Genomic DNA, 1,995 nt, shown 5'->3' with positions numbered 1-1,995 from the left:
CTCTACGACCTTAGTACCGACTTGAACGATTCTTGGAGTGGCTGGGGTCGTTATCGTGTTCGAAATTTCCTCTGTCTTAACAACCTGACCATCGACAGTATAGCTACGGGTAACAATGGTACGCTCGCCCTCTACGCCTTCTTGGCTGACAACCGTCTCACCTGCTAGGAGTTCGTTATTAGGGATTTCAAGGGTATCATAGGCGACAGGTTCAGTATAGCTTGTATCACTTTCCACAATATCTAGGCTTGGCAGTTCATGACTTGGGGCATCTTGTGCCACTTCCTCTACCACCTTAGTACCGACTTGAACGATTCTTGGAATGGCTGGGGTCGTTATCGTGTTCGAAATTTCCTCGGTCTTAACAACCTGACCGTCGACAGTATAGCTACGGGTGACAATGGTACGTACGCCCTCTAAGCCTTCTTGGCTGACAACGGTCTCACCTGCTAGGAGTTCATTATTGGGAACCTCTTGGATCTCATAGGCGATGGGTTCAGTTTGAACACTATCTACATGCTCAACGGCCAAACTTGGTTTAGTCGTATTGACAGCATTGTCTGTACCCGGTAACTCAGAGTTAGGATGAATCGGTTTTACTATTTCATCACTCTTACTTTCCTTTATGTAACCAATATATCTATAGCCCTCAATGGCCATCGGTTCTGGCAATTGTTCACCTACACTGATAGATAATTCCTGATTAAAGCGAGCCAAGGTTTGATTGGTTAAAGAAAAGGCGGGAGGTGCTAATAACAATGAGCCTGTCGCCCCTAAAATGAACAATCCCGCAAACTCTTTTTTCCCCTTACGACCTTTACGGATAGCCAAAATCAGCAACCCTGCTCCAACAAGTGCTCCTGTTACTTGCCCCAACCATTCATCTCCAGTAGCGGGCAATATTTCTCCCGATACTGACTGCTTGGGCTTATAAATCAAGTAATAGGTATTGTCACTTTCTTCTACTAATTTCGGTAATTCATTTACGATTAATTGCTTTTCTGACGCTGTTAATTCATCTTCTGCAACATAGCGATAATGCACTGTTTTGGCACTATCTTCAGCAAATACCTGTCTTTCTGAAGAAAATGAAAACAGCATGAAAAGACTAGCAATGGTAGCAGATACTAGTCCAAACGATGTTTTTCTCAAAGAAAAGCGATGGACGGTCTGTCCAGAATTTTGTTTCATATAATACTTCCTTAATATTTTATAGAAAAATCAAAAGCAAACATTTTCGACCTCACGTGCATTTAGAGAAAAGAAAGGAATTGCGTGCGAGCCATCCCAACTTTCCTCTGCGAAAGCTAGTCTGATTTTGATTAAGTGGTCAGTTTGTTTCAGTAATCCACCTTGGACGAAAGATGGTTGGCAGTTGAGCTAGCACTTAGTTAAACTATTAAAGTAAAACTGAAGGACTATAATACACATATTAAAAAATCTCTCTAATCCAGTATTAAAAAGATTACAGAGTTCAATTTTACCTTTATACCACCAGTACCTATTCTCAAAATCTATGCCAAATCTCAGTATAGCGATTGAATCGCAATAATACCAACTACTGACTGACAATTCGCACACCTTTTTTTAGATTGTGCATTCCCCCTTCACCAGTTCCAAAAATCTTGTTGATCCCGCTACGGTATACATGGGATATGATATAAAATCCTCTTACAAGTACAGCAAAAATAAACAAAACCTATCTCACTGGTTAGAGTCGCAATTAGCTAACGGTTCCTGGTCTTTTAGCTTGGACGTTGGTAAGCTAAAAACTCCTCAGGAGCTTTTCAGTCATCAAATCAAGACAACAACGTCTGATTTTCGAATAGTATGAAAACTCCACTGGAAATCTTCACACGTCAAAGCAATAAAAGACCGACTGAATAGCTATCTGTCGACTTCTGGTTTCACGCACCATTATAGTTGTTTAGTTTTTATTTGATGTATGATAAAATAGACTTATGACTTACGGAATTGATTTTAGAAAACGCGTTA

General features: G+C 40.6%; 1 protein-coding gene. It reads right to left on the bottom strand.

Annotation, left to right across the window (positions count from 1 at the left end; genetic code table 11):
* Window positions 1-1,191, bottom strand: a 1,191-nt coding sequence (locus P7J36_RS07125; RefSeq protein ID WP_408562439.1) for a G5 domain-containing protein, incomplete at its 3' end; no start/stop codon positions are given.
* Window positions 1,192-1,995 lie beyond the last annotated feature (804 nt).

This window comes from Streptococcus suis (genome assembly GCF_046032115.1).
Taxonomy (GTDB): Bacteria; Bacillota; Bacilli; order Lactobacillales; family Streptococcaceae; genus Streptococcus; species Streptococcus suis_AJ.
The sequence above is the reverse complement of the archived record's forward strand: the minus strand, read 5'-3'. Positions and strand labels throughout refer to the sequence as shown.